This window comes from Streptomyces sp. NPDC058051, from assembly GCF_042885475.1.
Taxonomy (GTDB): Bacteria; Actinomycetota; Actinomycetes; order Streptomycetales; family Streptomycetaceae; genus Streptomyces.
On the sequence record NZ_JBHVRW010000001.1, the window covers coordinates 488,138 to 505,191 of the forward strand.

The 17,054-nt window shown below is 70.1% G+C and carries 15 protein-coding genes and 1 pseudogene; 2 read left to right on the forward strand and 14 right to left on the reverse strand.

What is annotated here, in order from left to right:
- Positions 1-90: 90 nt before the first annotated feature.
- The 9 genes and pseudogenes from ACFVUT_RS02090 to ACFVUT_RS02130 form a co-directional block, all read right to left on the reverse strand.
- Entirely contained in the window at positions 91-468 is a 378-nt protein-coding gene (locus ACFVUT_RS02090; protein ID WP_389642781.1) for a hypothetical protein, read from the reverse strand.
- A gap of 169 nt (positions 469-637) precedes the next feature.
- The gene (locus tag ACFVUT_RS02095) at positions 638-1,987 is read right to left on the reverse strand and encodes an aldehyde dehydrogenase family protein (RefSeq protein WP_389670894.1); all 1,350 of its coding nucleotides are present in this window, start codon (positions 1,985-1,987) and stop codon (positions 638-640) included.
- A gap of 23 nt (positions 1,988-2,010) precedes the next feature.
- A complete protein-coding gene (locus ACFVUT_RS02100; protein ID WP_389642787.1) occupies positions 2,011-3,786 on the reverse strand; it encodes an asparagine synthetase B family protein in 1,776 nt (591 codons plus the stop codon).
- Positions 3,787-3,870: 84 nt separating this feature from the next.
- Positions 3,871-4,398 carry a hypothetical protein gene (locus ACFVUT_RS02105; RefSeq protein ID WP_389642790.1) on the reverse strand — a complete coding sequence of 176 codons (528 nt, stop codon included), beginning with the start codon at positions 4,396-4,398 and terminating at the stop codon, positions 3,871-3,873.
- A 100-nt stretch (positions 4,399-4,498) separates the two neighbouring features.
- Entirely contained in the window at positions 4,499-5,410 is a 912-nt protein-coding gene (locus ACFVUT_RS02110; protein ID WP_389642792.1) for a hypothetical protein, read from the reverse strand.
- Positions 5,411-5,501: 91 nt separating this feature from the next.
- Positions 5,502-6,563, reverse strand: a complete 1,062-nt coding sequence (locus ACFVUT_RS02115) for a hypothetical protein (RefSeq protein ID WP_389642795.1) — start codon at positions 6,561-6,563, stop codon at positions 5,502-5,504.
- Positions 6,560-7,273: a cupin domain-containing protein gene (locus ACFVUT_RS02120; RefSeq protein WP_389642798.1), complete on the reverse strand. Its 714-nt coding sequence runs from the start codon at positions 7,271-7,273 to the stop codon at positions 6,560-6,562. The genes ACFVUT_RS02115 and ACFVUT_RS02120 overlap by 4 nt, the downstream gene beginning before the upstream one ends.
- A 276-nt stretch (positions 7,274-7,549) precedes the next feature.
- On the reverse strand, positions 7,550-9,781 hold the full coding sequence (gene katG, locus ACFVUT_RS02125; RefSeq protein ID WP_389642801.1) for a catalase/peroxidase HPI: 2,232 nt from the start codon (positions 9,779-9,781) through the stop codon (positions 7,550-7,552).
- Between the two features lie 34 nt (positions 9,782-9,815).
- Positions 9,816-10,254 (reverse strand): annotated as a pseudogene (locus tag ACFVUT_RS02130) (transcriptional repressor).
- 158 nt (positions 10,255-10,412) lie between these two features.
- Between ACFVUT_RS02130 and ACFVUT_RS02135 the strand changes: the two are divergent.
- Complete coding sequence (locus tag ACFVUT_RS02135) at positions 10,413-10,859, forward strand: Fur family transcriptional regulator (RefSeq protein WP_389642804.1); 447 nt, start codon at positions 10,413-10,415, stop codon at positions 10,857-10,859.
- Here the strand turns inward: ACFVUT_RS02135 and ACFVUT_RS02140 are convergent.
- The 5 genes from ACFVUT_RS02140 to ACFVUT_RS02160 form a co-directional block, all read right to left on the reverse strand.
- The gene (locus tag ACFVUT_RS02140) at positions 10,793-11,959 is read right to left on the reverse strand and encodes a hypothetical protein (protein ID WP_389643589.1); all 1,167 of its coding nucleotides are present in this window, start codon (positions 11,957-11,959) and stop codon (positions 10,793-10,795) included. The genes ACFVUT_RS02135 and ACFVUT_RS02140 overlap by 67 nt on opposite strands.
- Positions 11,960-12,104: 145 nt before the next feature.
- The gene (locus ACFVUT_RS02145) at positions 12,105-12,671 is read right to left on the reverse strand and encodes a type 1 glutamine amidotransferase domain-containing protein (RefSeq protein WP_389642807.1); all 567 of its coding nucleotides are present in this window, start codon (positions 12,669-12,671) and stop codon (positions 12,105-12,107) included.
- A gap of 63 nt (positions 12,672-12,734) precedes the next feature.
- Positions 12,735-13,007, reverse strand: a complete 273-nt coding sequence (locus tag ACFVUT_RS02150; RefSeq protein ID WP_389642810.1) for a CDGSH iron-sulfur domain-containing protein — start codon at positions 13,005-13,007, stop codon at positions 12,735-12,737.
- On the reverse strand, positions 12,991-13,689 hold the full coding sequence (locus ACFVUT_RS02155; RefSeq protein WP_389670896.1) for a HemK2/MTQ2 family protein methyltransferase: 699 nt from the start codon (positions 13,687-13,689) through the stop codon (positions 12,991-12,993). Before ACFVUT_RS02155 ends, ACFVUT_RS02150 begins: the two co-directional genes overlap by 17 nt.
- Before the next feature lie 127 nt (positions 13,690-13,816).
- The gene (locus ACFVUT_RS02160) at positions 13,817-14,779 is read right to left on the reverse strand and encodes an iron-containing redox enzyme family protein (protein WP_389642816.1); all 963 of its coding nucleotides are present in this window, start codon (positions 14,777-14,779) and stop codon (positions 13,817-13,819) included.
- Positions 14,780-15,370: 591 nt separating this feature from the next.
- Between ACFVUT_RS02160 and ACFVUT_RS02165 the strand changes: the two genes are divergently transcribed.
- Positions 15,371-16,981 (forward strand): cytochrome bc complex cytochrome b subunit, encoded by a 1,611-nt coding sequence (locus ACFVUT_RS02165; protein ID WP_389643592.1) that lies wholly within the window; start codon positions 15,371-15,373, stop codon positions 16,979-16,981.
- Positions 16,982-17,054: the final 73 nt, after the last annotated feature.

The window sequence follows — 17,054 nt, forward strand, 5'->3', positions numbered from 1 at the left end:
TCTTCCCCCGCATCCCGTACGCGGTCCTGCGGGAGCGGTATCTGCCCCTTCGGCCGCACGGCATCGGAGAGTTCCGGCGGGCCCGGTCGACTACCGGCCGCCGGGGGAGTTCGGGGACATCACCACGCGGTGCGGCTCCCCGGTGGTGTTCATGCTGAATTCCTCCATCAGCACCTGCGCCGCCCGCAACGCGGTCTCGCCGGACAGCCGCCCGTACTCGTACACCCGTGAGACCAGGAGGCCGGCGGCCAGGGTGTCGTCGTCAACGCCCTTGTTCCACAGATCGGCCGCCTCGTCGAACACGGTGGCGGTCGGTCCGGTGCGCCGTGCCAGGGAACGCAGCATGGCGTACACCTCGTCGCGTGCTTGCTCATACGTCAAGTCGCCCGTACCGATGGCTGTTTCGCCGTAGCCGGGCCTGTCGGGCGACGTCGGGTGAAGTCTGATCTGCATCCAGTTCCAGGGCATGCCCGAAGCGTATGGGCTGCGGTGCACCCACGCGGCCCGGTCACACGAGCGGGTGAACCTGCCGCGTCGGCTTGATCGGCGTCGCCGGATCTCCGCGGACAGCGGTGACCTCCGGCCGCCCTGCCCCGCCCGGAACACGCACACCGGCCGCTGCGGAACCCCGGGCGGCTCACCCGGGAGTCAGCCGCACCGTCACCGTCTTGGGCCGCTGGTACTCCTGGAGCGCCAGGGCGCTCAGGTCCGTGCCGTGGCCGGACGATCCACGGCCGCCGTGGGGGAGCTCCGCCGTCTGCACCAGATGGCAGTTGACCCAGGCCTCGCCCGCGTCGAGACGGGCCGCGAGATCGAGCCCCGTCCCGAGACCGGTCGTCCAGACACTGGCGGCCAGGGCCTGCGGGACGCTGTTCGCCAGCGCCAGTGCCTCCTCCACGGTGTCCGCGTGCTGGACCGTGAGGAGCGGGCCGAAGACTTCCTCGGTGATCGTCGGGTCGTCGTGCGGGAGATCCGCGAGAAGAAGGGCCGCGCGCCAGTGGCCGTGCTCCTCGCCGGGCGGCGCGGAGATCCCTGCCGCAATCCGTCGTTGCGCCGACGAGGAGGCGACGAGGGAGTCGTAACGCGCCACCTGGTCCGGGTTGTTCAGCGGGCCGAAGTCGCGGCCGGCCAGCCGGGCGCCCATCGCCTCCGTCAGGCGGGCCACTGTCGACTCGTAGTTCCGGGTGAGCGTGATGACCCGGGCCGGAGCCGCGCAGCTCTGGCCCGCGTTGTACGTGGCCGCCCGCGCGAGCGACGCATACGTGTCCGCCGGGGCGTCCGGCAGCACGACGGCGGGGGCGTTGCCGCCCAGTTCCAGGCTGACGCGGCGCGTCCCCGCCCGCGCCGTCACGTCCAGCCCCGCCCGTACGCTGCCCGTGAAGGCGACCATGTCCACCGGGGAGTCGACCAGCAGCCGACCCGTCCGCCGGTCTCCCGGGAGCGACTGCAGCACCCCTTCTCCCAGGGTCCGTGCGGCGTGCTCCGCCAGCAGTTCCAGCGTGTCCGGAGTCGTCTCCGCGGGCTTCGCCACCACCGTGTTGCCCGCGGCGAGCGCCGGGGCGCAGCGCCAGGCCGCCATCATCAGCGGGTAGTTCCAGGGGACGATCACGCCGACCACGCCCATCGGCTCCCAGCGCACCCAGCTCTCGTGCCCGGCCACCAGCCGGCCCGCCGCCGGGGCGGTCCGGGTCCGTGCCGCCGTCGCGTAGAAGCGGAACAGGTCCGCCACCTGCTCGATCTCGCCCGCCGTCTCCGCATCCGGCTTGCCCGTCCCGGCCCGCTCACGAGCCGTGTACTCCGCCGCGCTGTCCTCGATCAGATCCGCCAGCCGGCCCAGCCGCCGGGCCCGGTCCTTCGGGGGCAGGGCGCTCCACGTGCCGAGCGCCTCACGGGCCCTCGCGACGGCCGCGGTCACCTCGGACGCGCGGGACACGGGAGCCGTGCCCCGGGGCCGTGCCGTGCGAGGGTCGGTCAGTTCGGTGTTCATCATGGCTTCCTGCCGCTCGTTCCTCACAACGCGTACGCCCGCAACCACAGTTCCAGCGTCAGCACGAGCCACAACTTGCCGCCCTGGCGGGGCAGGAGTGTGCCCTTGCCCTCCATCCAGGCGCGGATCGTGTCCGGGCGGAACAGACCCCGGTGGGCCGACTGCCGGCTCAGCAACAGGTCGTTCCCGAGATCGCGCAGCGGGCCCGACAGCCACTGCTGCACCGGTACCCGCATCCCGCTCTTCGGGCGGTCGACGACCGTGCCGGGGAGGAGGTCGCGCACGGCCTCCTTGAGGATCCACTTCTCCGCAGAGCCACGGAGTTTGTACGTCGCCGGCGTGGCGAAGGCGTGGTCGACGACCCGGCGGTCGAAGAGCGGCGACCGGCCTTCGACGCCCTGCGACGCGGTCAGGCGCTCCACCTTCGTCAGGATGTGGTGTGCGCCCTTGGTCCGCAGGTTGCAGTGGAGAAGCTGGTTGAGGAGGTGGCTCATACGGTACGGACTGCCGACGCCCGGCGTCAGATACGGCTCCACGAACCGCTGCGGGCGCGGGGCGTCGCGCAGCGCGTCCAGCGTCTGCGGGGTCAGGAGCGTCGGGAGGTCGGTCCAGCATTTGCGGTACGAGCGCAGATACGCCGTCGCCCGGTCCTCGTCCCAGGGCGCATCGGGTTCGCGATGCATCTCCTGCACCAGCATCGGGAGGTTCTTCGGGCCGCCGAACACGGGGTCGCCGCCCTCGCCGTTGAGCACCACCGAGGCGCCGTCCTCGCCCACGGCCTCTGCGAGCAGCAGGTTCGGGACCGTCAACGGATCACCCACCGGGCTGTCCAGGAGTGAGGCCGCCTCCTCCAGCCGTGACGCGACCGTCCTCCCCGACACGTTCAGGACCCGGTGCCGGGTGTGGCAGTGCGCGGCCACCAGGCCCGAGTAGCCCAGCTCGTTCGGGAGTTCGTCGCCGAAGCTGATCGAGTACGTGTGCACCGGATGGCTGTGGAGCTTCGAAGCGAGCGCGGTGACGAGGGAGCTGTCGATCCCGCCGGACAGCAGGACCGCCGCCGGCTCCGCCTCCGGAAGCCTGTCGGCCGTCGCCTGTTCCAGGAGCGCCCGGAGGGCCAGGACATGCTCCGTCGGATCCTGCGGGACGGGCTGTGCGAGGCGTTCACGGGGCTCCCAGTGCACGGTCTCGGTGACCGTTCCGTCCTTGGCCAGCCGCAGCACCCGACCGGGCAGGATCTCCCGCACGCCGGCCAGGAGCGTCTCCTCGCCCGGCAGATAGGCGAAGGTGAGGAACGAACGGACCGCGGACAGGTTCATCGACGTGCCAAGGGCGGGCCAGCGCCGCAGCGCCCTCAGCGACGTCGAGGCCGCCCAGGCTCCTTCGGCGCGGGCGTAGAAGAGTGTCCGGGCCCCCACCTGGTCGCGGATCAGGACCAGGTCCGAACCGTCCAGCACGGCCAGCGCGAACATGCCCTCGGCGAGCGCCACCCCCGCGCCACCGAGCCGCGCCCAGCAGCGCAGCAGCAGTTCGCCGTCGGAACAGCGGGCGGGTACGACGATTCCCTCGGCGTGCAGCGCGGACAGGAGGGCCGGCCGGTTGTGGAGGGTGACCTCACCCACCGCTGTGAGGCCGTCCCCCGTGAACGGGCCTTCGGCGCGGCCGGGTTCGCCCGTGATCAGCCCCAGATCGGCTCCGGGGACGTCCACCGGTGCCCGGCCGGCCGTGGTCGCGCCCATCGCCTCGACGTGGGCCCTGGCCTGCCGGGTCGTCGGGGCCAGGCAAGCGCAGAAGCGCGCCATGGAGAGCTCCATTCCTCGGTGTCGACCGGTTCGTATCGCTGCTGTCGCCGGCCCGGATTCCGGGCTCGTGCCGACGGGCCCGGTTCAGCCGAAGTCGTCATCGCTCCAGGAGTCCTCGCCGTCGTCCCAGTCCGCGTCCCCGCCGTCACCGGAATCACCGCTCCCGCCCGACGACGACTCGCCCTGTGCCCGCTGCCGGCGGAGTTCCTCTTCCTCCTCCGGGCTCATGCTCAGCGGCGGCAGTTGGGCGGCGGTGACGGCGAGGCCCGCCACACCGAGGCCCGCCACCCCGAGACCCGCGAGGACGGCGCCCATCCGGCCGCCGAACGAGGTCCGGTTGACCGTCACCGTCTCGCCACGGCCCCACAGGGTGCGGCCGTATCCGATGTCCCGGGCATACGTCACGGTGCCGTCGCCGAACGTGCGCTTGATGACCCGGTTGCCCAGGAGTTCGTCGATGCCGGAGGCGCTCCGGTTGTCGTGCCAGCGCACGAGATGGTGACGGGCACCTTCGCGGCGGCGCCACTCCTCCCGGCCGTCCTCGTAGCGCCGGTGGACCGTGCCGTCGGCGAGCAGTTCGTCGGAGTAGCCGATCTCTTGAGGTCGGATCATCGATTGCGTTCCTCGGGTCTGTGGGGCGGTCGTGGCCTCGGGAGCCCGGGTTCGCTCGAACGGGTCACGTCGCGGTTCACGGGCGGGGTGACGCGGTGGATCACGGGGCCGGCCAGGTCAGGAATCCCGCGGTCCGCAGCCCGCGCAGCTCCGTCCACAACGAGTTCCGGGGCGGTCGCGAGCCCCGGACGAGGCGCAGCACCGTACGCACGAGGCGGGGTGGTGGCACGGCGGCGACCTGCGCGAACCGTCCCCGGGCCAGCCACGCGGCCTCCTGGGGCCGCAGCGCGGACGGCCAGGATTCCAGAGGCGGATCCGGCGCCGGGCCGCGACCGCTGGGAAGTCGCAGGGCGGCCGCGTGGCGGGGTACGAGTCCGATCGACGCCACCCGTACGCCGGTGACGCTGCCGAGCGCCGCCCTGATCCGCGGCGTGAGTCCGATGCCCTCCGGGCTCGCGTCGTGCAGCACATGGACCGTCGCGCCCTCGGCCCGCTCCAGCGCCGCGACGAGGTGCGGGGCGAGAGGCAGGGCTTCGGCCGCCGCGAGGACGGGGCAGGCCGCTTCCAGATGGACATGGTTGGCGAGCAGCATGCGGGCGATCGAGCGGTCCTGGCAGACGAGAAGGCGGGGCAGCCCGTAGGCGTAGAGGTCGGGTTCGTGGGGATCGCGTGCGGCCCGGGGCGGTGGTGGCGCCGACGGGATCGGCGGGAGCAGGCCCTCCACGGTCGCCCTGCCCCGCGCCTCCAGCGCGCGCGTGAACGTGGGCAGACGCAGGGGAGGGGCCGGGGTCCGCGGGATGCGGGGGAGCAGGGTCGCGGCCGGACTCAGGACCCGGCAGGTTTCGTAGTAGAGCTGGCGTTCCGTGAACCTGATTCCGCCGGGGCCCGCGGCACGTACGGCGGCACCGCTGATCGCGCGATCGAGCAGGCGGATGCCGGACGTACGGCCGATTCGGGGAGCCTGGGCGAGGGAGGCCCCGTGTTCGGGAACCGGTGGGCGTCGCGGGGTCATACCGAACGGGTGCCCTTCTTCCGGGACGTGCCGGCGCCGGGTCGGCCGGTACGCCCCCCGGCCGTGAGCGAGGCAGCGAGGCCGGGGCGGATCACCGCTCACCCGCCCGGTCCTGGGCCGTCGAGCCGGGCCAGGTCATGAACCCCACGGACGCGGCGCGCCGCCGTTCCGGGTCGGTGTCCCCGGTGACCTGTTCGGCGACCCGGGTGACAGCGGCGAGCAGCCGGGCGGGAGGCACGCCGACGAGTGGGTACCCCCAGCCCTTTCCCAGCCACTTCAGCTCCTCCCCGGTGAACTCGCCGAGGGCGGTGAGCCGCGCCATGGTTTCCTGGTCGGGCCGGCCGTTCCGGTCACGACAGGGCACGGCCCGGCCACGGCGGAGCGTGCGCAGCGGCAGTCCGGCGTCGACCACCCTGCGTTGCCCCAGACTCTCGCGGACGCGCCGGACGAGGAGTTCTCCCCGCGCGTCGGCGTCATGGAGCACGATCACCGGACCCTGGGGGCGCTGTGCGTGGACCGCGGAGAGGTCCTTGACCAGCGCGATCCCGTAGCGGTCGGGCAGGCCGTTGGCGATCAGGAACGTGATGACGGAGCGGTCGGGGCACAGGAGTAGGGCGCCGGGACGAGCGCCGGAGAGCTCACGGGTACGGGCCCGGGGGGACACGGGAGCGGTGTCGTCGACGACCCCGGGCGGCAGCCCTCCGTAGACGTGGTGCCAGGGCATGAGCGCCTTCAGGCGGAATTCCGCACGGCTCATGGGCGGGATGCCCCGACCCGCGCCGGCGGCCCGTGCGCACGCGAGGCCCACGGAGACGAGCACGAGGATGCCGGATCCGACAAGGAGGGGCGTGGTGCCGCTGAGCACGCCGACGAAGCCGAGGACCAGGCCCACAACGAGCGCCGGCGCGGCACATCCCGACGCGAAGGTGCTCTTCCTGAGGTGTGTGCGCGAGAGCGCGTACCACAACTGGTCGGGCGCCACCGCGATCCTGCCCTCCTCCGTCATCTTCGCGAGGATCCTGCGCACGCGCAGGTCGCTCAGTCCGAGGGAGTTGGTCTTGGGGTCGAGTGCGTACGCCCGTCGGCAGCGGGAGCAGGTGTTGTTGGGGCGCTCCTTGCGAAGCAGGTTCTTCTCGCAGTGAGGACAGATCACCTGCGGACCTCCAGCGCGGCCGCCGCACGGCGCAGACGTGCGGCCAGACGCTCTCGGACGGTGGTGGTGGCGATGCCACGGTTCTGCTGAAGGTGTTCGATGTCGCGCAGGGCGGCGGCGAGTGCGCGGTAATCGGTGGCCACGGCCACCCGCCCGGACATCGGGGCGTCGTTCGCGGCGCGGCGCTCGGCCTCCCCGGCGGTGATCGCGTAGTCCTCGTGGTCGATCCCGTAACCCGTGTTGGCCGCGAGGATCGTCAGCGGATCGGTGCTCCTGTTCGCGAAGGAGTGCGGCATCATCTCGGGGATACGTATCAACTCCCCGGGGCTCAGAAGGACTTCGGTGACCCGGTCGCGAGCCGCGTCATAGAGGCCGCATGCCGCGTGCCCCAGGCTGAGAACGAAGTGCTCACCGCCGTGGGCATGCGGGGTGAAGGCGCTGCGCGGCTCCACGACACCGATCTTGACCGTGGCGTTCGAGGGACGCTCGGGGGAGGTCGCCGCATCGCCCACCAGATAGTGGGCGAACTGCCCGTCATCGATGAAGCGGAGGAGCTCCCCCTCGGAACCCAGCGCGCGGGTGCCTTCGCGATCGGTCAGCCCGATGTCTCCGTCCGGCCTCAGGTGGTACAGCTCCACACCCTCGGGAAGCGTGCCCCACGGTCCGCGCGACATGGCGGCTGACGTGCCGTCGAGCGGGCTCCCGGACATTGCGCCTCCCCCTGTGTCCCTGTGCGCGGCGCGTGCTTCGCAAACGCATCGTATGGCCTTGATTCACCCCAACGGGAGCCTTTGGAGCGACACTTGGAAACGTGCGGGGAAACGTTGGGTGAACGCGCGGCCCGCGTGCCGGAGGGTCGGCACCCCAACCCCAACGGCGGCAGGCAGATCACCGACACCGCCACCGAGAAGGCCCCCGACCACAGACAACGCCGACGGCGGCCCTCCAGGCCGGTCGGTGCGCGCCGACCGGCCTGGACGCCCTGATCACACGAGGTCGAACCGGTCGAGGTCCATCACCTTGCCCCACGCCGCGACGAAGTCGGCCACGAACTTCTTCTTCGCGTCGTCGCTCGCGTAGACCTCCGCGAGCGCCCGCAGCTCGGAGTTCGACCCGAAGACGAGGTCGACACGGCTTCCGGTCCACTTCACCTCGCCCGTGGTGGCGTCACGCCCCTCGAACGTGTTCGCGTCCTCGGACGTCGCCTTCCACGTCGTGTTCAGGTCGAGCAGGTTGGCGAAGAAGTCGTTGGTCAGGACCCCGGGGGTCGCGGTGAGGACACCGAGGGGTGACTGCTGGTGGTTCGCGGCCAGGACACGGAGGCCACCGACGAGGACCGTCATCTCGGGCGCGCTCAGGGTCAGCAGGTTCGCCCGGTCGAGCAGCAGGTACTCGGCCGGCAGCCGGTTGCCCTTCCCGAGGTAGTTGCGGAACCCGTCGGCGGTCGGCTCAAGGGCTGCGAACGACTCCACCTCCGTCTGCTCCTGCGTCGCGTCCACGCGGCCCGGCGTGAAGGGCACCTCGACGTCGAACCCGGCGTCCTTGGCGGCCTGCTCGACGGCCGCTGCGCCGGCGAGCACGATCAGGTCGGCGAGCGAGACCTGCTTGCCGCCTGCCCGGGCGGCGTTGAAGGTCTCCTGGATCCCCTCCAGGGTGCGCAGCACCGTCGCCAGCTGGTCGGAGTCATTGACCTCCCACCCGCTCTGCGGCTGGAGGCGGATGCGCGCACCGTTGGCGCCGCCGCGCTTGTCACTGCCGCGGAAGGACGAGGCCGACGCCCACGCGGTGGACACGAGCTGGGACACCGTCAGGTCCGAGGCGAGGATCCGGTCCTTGAGAGAGGCGATGTCCTCGGCGTCGATGGGCTCGTGCGTCAGCGCGGGAAGGGGGTCCTGCCACAGCAGCGTCTCGGACGGCACCTCCGGGCCGAGGTAGCGCACGATCGGTCCCATGTCGCGGTGGGTCAGCTTGAACCACGCGCGGGCGAAGGCGTCGGCGAACGCGTCGGGGTTCTGGAGGAAACGTCGCGAGATCTGCTCGTAGGCCGGGTCGAACCGGAGTGACAGGTCGGTCGTCAGCATCGTCGGGGCGTGGGTCTTCGACGCGTCGTGGGCATCGGGGACAGTGCCGGTGCCCGCGTTGTCCTTCGGCCTCCACTGGTTCGCACCGGCGGGGCTCCGGAACAACTCCCACTCGTAGCCGAACAGGATCTCGAAGAAGCTGTTGTCCCAGGTCACCGGAGTGTTCGTCCAGATGCCCTCAAGACCGCTGGTGATCGCGTCGCCGCCCTTGCCGGTGCCGAAGGAGTTCCTCCAGCCGAGGCCCTGCTCCTCCAGCGGGGCGCCTTCGGGGTCGGGGCCGACGTTGTCCGCCGGGCCCGCGCCGTGGGTCTTGCCGAAGGTGTGGCCGCCGGCGATCAGGGCGACCGTCTCCTCGTCGTTCATCGCCATCCGCCGGAACGTCTCGCGGATGTCGCGGGCCGCGGCGAGCGGGTCCGGGTTGCCGTTCGGTCCTTCCGGGTTGACGTAGATGAGGCCCATCTGGACCGCACCGAGCGGGCTCTCCAGATCCCGGTCGCCGGTGTAGCGCTCGTCGCCGAGCCAGGTGGTCTCGGGGCCCCAGTAGACGTCCTCGTCGGGTTCCCACACGTCCACCCGGCCGCCGCCGAAGCCGAAGGTCTCGAAGCCCATCGACTCCAGGGCGACATTGCCGGTGAGGATCAGGAGGTCGGCCCACGAGATGCTCTGACCGTACTTCTTCTTGACCGGCCACAGCAGACGTCGGGCCTTGTCGAGGTTCCCGTTGTCCGGCCAGCTGTTGAGGGGAGCGAAGCGCTGCTGACCGGCGCCGGCGCCGCCGCGGCCGTCGCTGATCCGGTACGTGCCCGCACTGTGCCACGCCATCCGGATCATGAACGGGCCGTAGTGACCGAAGTCGGCCGGCCACCAGTCCTGCGAGTCCGTCAGCACCTCCGCGATGTCCCGCTTCACGGTGGCGAGATCGAGGCTCTTGAACGCCTCGGCGTAGTCGAACTCCTCACCGAGGGGGTTGGCCACGGCAGGGTTCTTGGCAAGGATCTTCAGGTTGAGCCGATCCGGCCACCACTGGCGGTTTCCGCCGCCCTGAGTCGGGTGCGGGGCGCGGCTGTGCGCGACCGGGCAACCGCCTCCGCCCTCCGTTGCGGCGTCTTGGACGGTTGCGTCATGGTTCTCAGACATGGGAATCCTTCCGGGACTGGGCGGATCGCGGTGCTCAGGAACTGCGGGCGGTGCAACAGCCGGGGCGCAGGCCCCAGTGGATGGCCACGGTCTCGCCGATCGAGATTCCGTGGCCGTCCGACGCGGTCGAGTGGCGCGCCTCGCCGACCGCGCGGACGACGGCGGCCACGACAGCGAACGACCGGTACCTGACGCGGTGGTTGCCACCGATGCGTCCCTCGAACCGGGCCGGCTCGTCGTGTTGGTTCGATGCGGCGTACGAGTCCCGTAGCGGCGGACGCGTGGACGGGCCCACGCGCGACGTGAAGGGAGACCGGGCGGCCCACGCGGTCGCGCGCCCCGGGGGCGATCGCCTCGACGCCGAGGTGATCACCGTCCCCCACCACCTTGAGCAGTGCCCTGCGGGCAACCGTCACCCGCGGTGCGGCACCGCGCAGTTCCTCGGCGGTGGCCCCTTCACATCTCTGTCTCATGCCGTACTGACGTCTTCCTGTCCCTTGGCTGTCGCCCAAACCGATCCTACGATGGACGGAGTCCAAGTCAAGAAGTGCACCAAATCAACATCCCATCAGAACCCGGACGTCAGCTGGTAAATTGGGGAATCCCGCAGAACCCGAAGAGGTGAACCGATATGAGCGACCTGCTGGAGCGACTGCGAGGGCGTGGCTGGCGGATCACCTCCCAGCGGCGCGTCGTTGCCGAGGTCCTCGACGGCGACCACGTGCATCTCACGGCCGACGAGGTGCATGCCCGTGCGGCACAGCGGCTGCCCGAGATCTCCCGGGCGACCGTCTACAACACCCTGGGCGAGATGGTCACCCTGGGCGAGGTCGTAGAGGTCTCCACCGACGGCCGGGCCAAGCGCTACGACCCCAACGCCCATCACCCGCACCAGCACCTGGTGTGCTCCGGCTGCGGCACCATCCGCGATGTCCACCCGAGCGGCAACCCGCTGGCCGACCTTCCGCCGGTGGAACGGTTCGGTTTCACGGTGTCCGAGGTCGAGATCACCTACCGCGGGCTGTGCCCGGCCTGCGCTCGGCCGGCCTCCCGTGCGGTGAGTGACTCGTCGATCTGAACACGGGGCCGCGCATCGGGTCGTTCCCCGGCGGCCGGAGTTCTGCCGGCAGTGTCGCCGCAGTGCCTGGCCGTGCTCGCCGTCCTGTTCCGACGCGGGCAGGCGAGCTGGTGCAGGATCTCCTGCGCCAGCAGGTCCTCGGGCCCCTTCAGCGCGTCCGCCAGTCTCCGGTCGACGGGGAACACCATCTCCGCCGCTACGTTGTCCTGCACGATCCGGGCCACGTTGTCGAGAGCGACGAAGACCGGATCGGCGGGCGGTTGGGCCGTGGGCAGGTCGATGAGGTGCGATTCCGCCGTCGCGGGGTCCATGAACTGCTTGACGACAATCGAGTTCTGGTTCAGGGCGGACGTCGTCCAGATCGACAGAACGACGATGTACAGGCCGGGCCAGTCCTTCGTGCCGACCTGGTCCCGCCACCGCTTCATGAGGTCGTGCACGCCGTCGATCTGCGCCCGAGTCGCATACCTCATGTTGGTACCGAGAGCGTCGTTCACACCGGCCGTAAAGCTCTCGAACGACCTCATGTCGAAGGAACCGCGCTGCACGGAGTCGCGGGTGAACGTGAGCGCGGCGTCGAGGATCCGCGCGCTCGACGCCTCCAGCTCCTGCGGCAGGTGCGCGGTGCCGAGTTGCTGCCGAGCGGTGGTCAGGGTGGTGGCGAATGCCTGAAGTGGGCCGACCCAGTCGACTGTTCCGGGCTCCTTGAACGCCACCATGTCCACGTCGTGCTGGTCGAGGCGGGCGGAGCCGGGGAGGTTCGGGATCCGGCGGCTCAGGTACGGCGCGACGATCGAGTAGATGCCCAGCGGAGCGTGCGCGATCGACTTGGCCAGCTCGAAGATCTCGGACACGGGGTGCAATGACTCCTGCTCCCCCTTGTGGATGAGGGTGTAGAGGCCACCTCTGTCGTCATTCTGAATGACGATGACCGGGCTGAGGTGCTTGATCAACTCGTCCCGGAGCGCGTCGTAGTTCTTCTGCGTTTCGTTGTCCACCGCATAGATCGCGTTGCGGGCCCGGAGTTCCGGGGCAGTCGAGTCCGGTCCTGGATCGCCCTCTCCCGCGGCTGCGGCAGGGGGGTCGCCCACAAACGCCATGGTGCCGACTGCGGTGGCGGCTCCCAGGAATTTCCTACGCGTGTTCACGGGATGGATGTGCCCCGTTCGATCTTCGATCATTCGCACCATACGGGTTCATGCGGGCCGCTACCACGCCGGGTGCCCCGAGGACCGGGCCGTCGATTCACCGGGCGACGGCGAGTGCCGCATCCACCTCGCGGAGGAACGGCTCCAGATCGCCGGGGCGGCGCGAGGTGATGAGGGTCCAGCCGTGCGCATCGTCGGTGACCACCGGTTCGTCGGTCCATTCGCCGCCGGCGTTGCGGATGTCCGTCTTGAGGGAGGGATACGAGGTCATGGTCTTTCCCTCGACCACACCGGCTTCGACCAGGGCCCACGGGCCATGGCAGATGGCTGCCACAGGACGGCCGGAGGAAGCGAAGGAACGGACGATCTCGACGGCGGTTTCCTGCACGCGCAGCGTGTCCGCGTTCAGGGTGCCGCCCGGCACGAGCAACAGGTCGTAGTCTGTCGGATCCACGTGCTCCAGCGTGCTGTCGGGCGGCACGGTGCGGCCCGGTTCCTTGTCACCCACGAGCGTGCGGACATCGTCTGACGACACCGCGGCGACCTCCACGTCGGCGCCCCAGCCCCGCAGGTGCTCCAGGGGGACCAGGAGTTCGTCCTGTTCGACGCCGTAGTTCGAGACTATCGCCAGCACTTTTCGCTTGCTCACATCGTTGTCGGACATTTTCGGTTCCTTTCGAAGGAAGCGGATTCGCCCGGTCGGCAGGGGGCAATGCTTACCCACGGGTCACCGTCGGTGGCCGTCGCCCCGCCTCGGGTCCGACGCGGGGTCCGGCGCCGAGCCGTCCGGGCAGGCCGTGTGCTGCCCGGTGCGGCGGCGATGACTGGTGTCGCACCAGGGGAAAATGCGGCTGCGTCGGCATGTGCAGATCGCGACGACGAAGCGGTCCGAGACATGGGTGGCGCCGTCGGATCCCGTCACTTCCACCGGCCCCTCCACGAGCAGGGGGCCGCGTTCGGTCACGGTGACACGCCGCGGGGCATCAGGTTCGTTCGGCACGGATGACCACCAGCTCCTCGGTTGTTTCCTCGTTCTCCAACAGGTGCCGCTCGCGCAGCCAGCGCGTTCTTGAGAGCAGAACGGGTCCGAGCGGGATGCGCACACGGTGGCTGACGGTCGCCTCCAGGCCCACGAGGCCGAGACGCTTCAGCGTCGCGCCGGGGTCGCACAGTCCGGAGTGCACCATCAGGAGCACCCCGCCGCGGCGCAGCACCGCAGGCGCGCCCGCGCAGACGCGGTCGACGACCGATCTGCCGTCGGCTCCGCCGTCCCAGGCCCGAGAGGCGCCGTGCCCGGGAACGCCCGCCGCGGGAGCGGGCACGTAGGGCGGGTTGCACAGCACGAGGTCGTAGGAGTGCGCACGCACGGCGGAGGTCAGGTCGCTGCGGCGCACGGTGATGCGGCGACGGTGCAGAATCGCGTTGAGGCGCGCTGTCGCGACCGCCCGGCGCGCGATGTCGACGGCCGTCACCTCTCCGCCCAGCTGAGCGGCCCGTACGGCCAGGGCCCCGCTTCCCGTTCCGATGTCCAGAACAGCCGTCCCGGGGCCGATGTTCTCGCGGTCGAGTGCTGCCATCAGCAACCATGTGTCGCACTGCGGTGCGTAGACCCCCGGTAGCGTGACGAGAAGCGGTCCCGAGGACTCAACGAGTTCATCAGCCATCTGGTTCATCCGGTGCATCTGGTTGCTCCCGTCGGAAGGACCGGACCGCTGTTCCACGGTCTCTTCGGATGGTCCCGGTTGCCGCTCGGAGCGGTCGGCCGAGCTCCAGTCCGGTCGGACGCGCGGCGACGCGCCGGCGCGTCCCTCACGCGCCCCAGGCCGCGAGGAGGCGGGTACCGAGGCGGTCCTCCAGGTGTGATGTCGCGATGATGCCGAACGCGATGTCCGGCTCCAACTCCGGTTCCTCGTCGAGGAGTCCGCCGATCACATCACGCCGTACGATCTGCTCGTGCACGGCGTCGGCCTCCACGTGCTCGCTGTAGAAGCGTTCCGCGGACGGCCCGGCACCGGTTCGCTCCATGGCGCGTACAAGGCGCCGGGAGGCCGGGGACGAGGTGATTTCCACAGCGGCGAAGTGCCCCACCAGGGCACCGCGCAGGTGTCGGTGCAGCCCGAAGAGCGACATGGCGTTCACCAGGGCGAGCATCTCGGCGCGGCCGGTGTCCAGGTAGTGCCCGTATTCCGTTTCAAGGCCGAGATCCGACATGAGGTCGGCGAACAGCCGGGCGTGCACACGGTCCGCCCTCCCGCCGCCGAATTCGTCGAATGCGACGGCGGCCATGCCTGCCTTGGCGCGACCGCTGAGGCGTGGCAGCACCCAGGCGTGCGGATCCGCCTCCTTCAGGTGGTAGAGGGAACGCTGTTTCGCGTACGCGCGAAGGTGTTCCAACGTGCCCCGTTCCTCAAGGAACTCCGGTGCGCCGCCCCCGTCGACAGGCTCGATCAGCAGCCCGGCCAGGAGATCGTCCAGTGGCTGCTGAACGTCCGTGTCACGGCGCAGAGCGGTGAGGAAGCGCTCCTCCAACACGGCGCGGATCGCGAGAAGCGAGGGATCCCACTCCCAACCGGGATCGACTCCGTCGAAACCCCGGTAATGCAATTCGTAGCAGGTGTACAACGCCAGCTGAAGGTCGTCACCGTAAGGGTCGGCCCGGCTCGCCACCGTAGTGTCCGGCAACGTGCACCGTCCCCGGAGAGAGCCGCACGTCGCGGCGGACAGCGGGCCCCGGTGCCGGGGAAGCACCGGCCCGCTCCGGTCGTCGGCCATGCCTCTCCCCTCGCGAGCCATTCGATGCTCCGCGCGAATCCGGAGAGCGGCGGGACACGCAACGGAGCACTCACCCACACCATCGATGCTCGCTCCGGGAGCGGGCTCCCGCATCTTCGCCGCGTGTGGGCTCCCGCATCTCCTCTCCGCCGCGAAGCACGCGCCGGCGGTTCCGGCCCTCTCGGGGGTTCCGGCCATTTCGAGGGTTCCGGCCTCTTCGAGCCGGGGGTCAGGAGGGAGCTGTTTCGCCCTGCCGAGTGGGATCCTCCGGAGGCTTCGCGCGCATGTGGCTGTCTGTTCCGGGTGAACCTCGCCGGCCGCAATGCCCGGCCGGCCCGGTCCGCCGCTGCGCTCGCCGTCGGCGCGGCGGCCGTCGTGCGTGTCCGGAGGAGCGGGCGGCGGTCCACGTGGTGCTCGTCGGGCGCGATCGTGGGAAGGCCGTGCCCCTGTTCTGCGTAATGCGGGAGTGTGTGCCGGACAAGCCCCATAGTGCCCAGTGGTGCGGTGTGTGCCGTGGGCGCGCCTCTCGGTGTGCCACCCGCAAGCCGAAGAGGGAGTCGACCGGTGCTTCTGTTCCCCAGACGCAGACGCATGCTCAAGGAGAAGACGCGTCGGATCGCCCAGGCGGGCTATGCCGCAGCCGACCGCCGAACACCTCTTTCACAGGTCGCCCAGGGCGTGATGCGCAAGGCGTTCCCGGACCACTGGTCGTTCCTGCTGGGCGAACTCGCTCTGTACAGCCTCATCGTTCTGGTGCTGACCGGCAGCTTTCTGACACTGTTCTTCGACCCCAGCATGAAACCGGGCACCTATCTCGGCTCCTACGGTCCCCTCCAGGGGCTGACAGCCTCACAGGCGTACGCCTCGACGCTGCACATCAGCTTCGATGTGCGCAGTGGGCTGCTGATTCGGCAGATGCACCACTGGGCCGCTCTGATCTTCGTCGCGGCCCTGGGGGTGCACATGCTCCGGGTGTTCTTCACCGGTGCGTTCCGCCGGCCGCGGGAGGTCAACTGGATGGTGGGCGTGACGCTGTTCCTCCTGGCTCTCCTGGAGGGCTTCTGCGGCTACTCGCTGCCTGACGACCTGTTGTCCGGAACCGGTCTGCGTACCGCGAACACCATCGTGCTGTCCCTTCCCGTCGTGGGTACGTACCTGAGTCATTTCCTGTGGGGCGGCGCGTTCCCCGGCCATTCCGTCCTCCCGCGCCTCTACGTCGTCCATGTCCTCTTCGTCCCTGGTCTTCTCATCGGCCTGGTGCTGTTCCACCTGGTGATGGTCGTCTACCTGAAACACACTCAGTGGTCGGCTCCCGGGAGGACCAACCGCAATGCGGTGGGGCAGCCGATGTTTCCGCACTTCGTCGCCAAGTCGGCGGGGCTGAGCCTGATGGTCGCCGGTGTCACCGCCTGGCTGGGCGCCACGGCGCAGATCAACCCGGTCTGGAGTTACGGCCCCTACCGCGCCGATCAGGTCTCCTCCGACTCGCAGCCCGACTGGTACGTGGGGTTCCTGGAAGGCTCCCTGCGGCTCATGCCGCCTTGGGAGAACGAGGTGGCGGGACACACTCTCTCGTGGAACGTGCTCATCCCGGCGGTGCTGCTGCCAGGCGTGTTCTTCCTGGTCCTCTACCTGTATCCCGTCTTCGAGAAGTGGATCACGGGGGACGGGATGGAACATCATCTGTGCGACAGGCCCCGGGACCGGCCCACGCGCACGGGCCTGGGCGTGGGGGCCGTCGTCTTCTACGCGGTACTGCTGGCCGCGGGCGGCAACGACGTCACGGCACTTGTCTTCCGGGTTTCGGTGGAAACACTGACATGGGTGCTCAGGATCGCGTTGGTGGTCGGGCCGGTGATCGCCTACCTCGTCACCAAACGTGTGTGCCTCGCCTTGCAGGCACGCGAGCGTCAGGTCCTGGAACGCGGGGAGGAGACGGGCCGGGTCGGGCAGAACGTCTACGGTGCGATCAGTGACAGCCACCGGCCACTCGATGCTGCCCGGCGCTATCGGGCACTGGTGAGGGACGTTCCCCGGCCGCTTGACGCTCCGGACAGCCGAGCACCTCGCCGGGCGCGAGTCCGCTCCCTGCTGAGCAGGTGGTACTACCGCGATCGCGTCGAAATGCCCACATCGGCAGAGCACCGCGCACAGATCTCGGAAAGGCTCAAGGAACCGGTCAGCGAGACGGAGAAGCAGTAGGCGTACGCCCCGTCACCCGCCACACCTGCGGGAGTGCCGCCGTTGGTGTGCACTGGACCCGCTGAACGGGGCG

Excerpts from the sequence above, each read along its gene's own strand:
- ACFVUT_RS02160 (WP_389642816.1), bottom strand. The coding sequence starts at position 14,779 with ATGGCCGACGACCGGAGCGGGCCGGTGCTTCCCCGGCACCGGGGCCCG.
- ACFVUT_RS02135 (WP_389642804.1), top strand. The coding sequence starts at position 10,413 with ATGAGCGACCTGCTGGAGCGACTGCGAGGGCGTGGCTGGCGGATCACC.
- ACFVUT_RS02105 (WP_389642790.1), bottom strand. The coding sequence starts at position 4,398 with ATGATCCGACCTCAAGAGATCGGCTACTCCGACGAACTGCTCGCCGAC.
- ACFVUT_RS02120 (WP_389642798.1), bottom strand. The coding sequence starts at position 7,273 with ATGTCCGGGAGCCCGCTCGACGGCACGTCAGCCGCCATGTCGCGCGGA.
- ACFVUT_RS02155 (WP_389670896.1), bottom strand. The coding sequence starts at position 13,689 with ATGCACCGGATGAACCAGATGGCTGATGAACTCGTTGAGTCCTCGGGA.
- ACFVUT_RS02090 (WP_389642781.1), bottom strand. The coding sequence starts at position 468 with ATGCCCTGGAACTGGATGCAGATCAGACTTCACCCGACGTCGCCCGAC.
- ACFVUT_RS02145 (WP_389642807.1), bottom strand. The coding sequence starts at position 12,671 with ATGTCCGACAACGATGTGAGCAAGCGAAAAGTGCTGGCGATAGTCTCG.
- ACFVUT_RS02095 (WP_389670894.1), bottom strand. The coding sequence starts at position 1,987 with ATGAACACCGAACTGACCGACCCTCGCACGGCACGGCCCCGGGGCACG.
- ACFVUT_RS02100 (WP_389642787.1), bottom strand. The coding sequence starts at position 3,786 with ATGGCGCGCTTCTGCGCTTGCCTGGCCCCGACGACCCGGCAGGCCAGG.
- katG (WP_389642801.1), bottom strand. The coding sequence starts at position 9,781 with ATGTCTGAGAACCATGACGCAACCGTCCAAGACGCCGCAACGGAGGGC.
- ACFVUT_RS02110 (WP_389642792.1), bottom strand. The coding sequence starts at position 5,410 with ATGACCCCGCGACGCCCACCGGTTCCCGAACACGGGGCCTCCCTCGCC.
- ACFVUT_RS02165 (WP_389643592.1), top strand. The coding sequence starts at position 15,371 with ATGCTCAAGGAGAAGACGCGTCGGATCGCCCAGGCGGGCTATGCCGCA.
- ACFVUT_RS02140 (WP_389643589.1), bottom strand. The coding sequence starts at position 11,959 with ATGGCGTTTGTGGGCGACCCCCCTGCCGCAGCCGCGGGAGAGGGCGAT.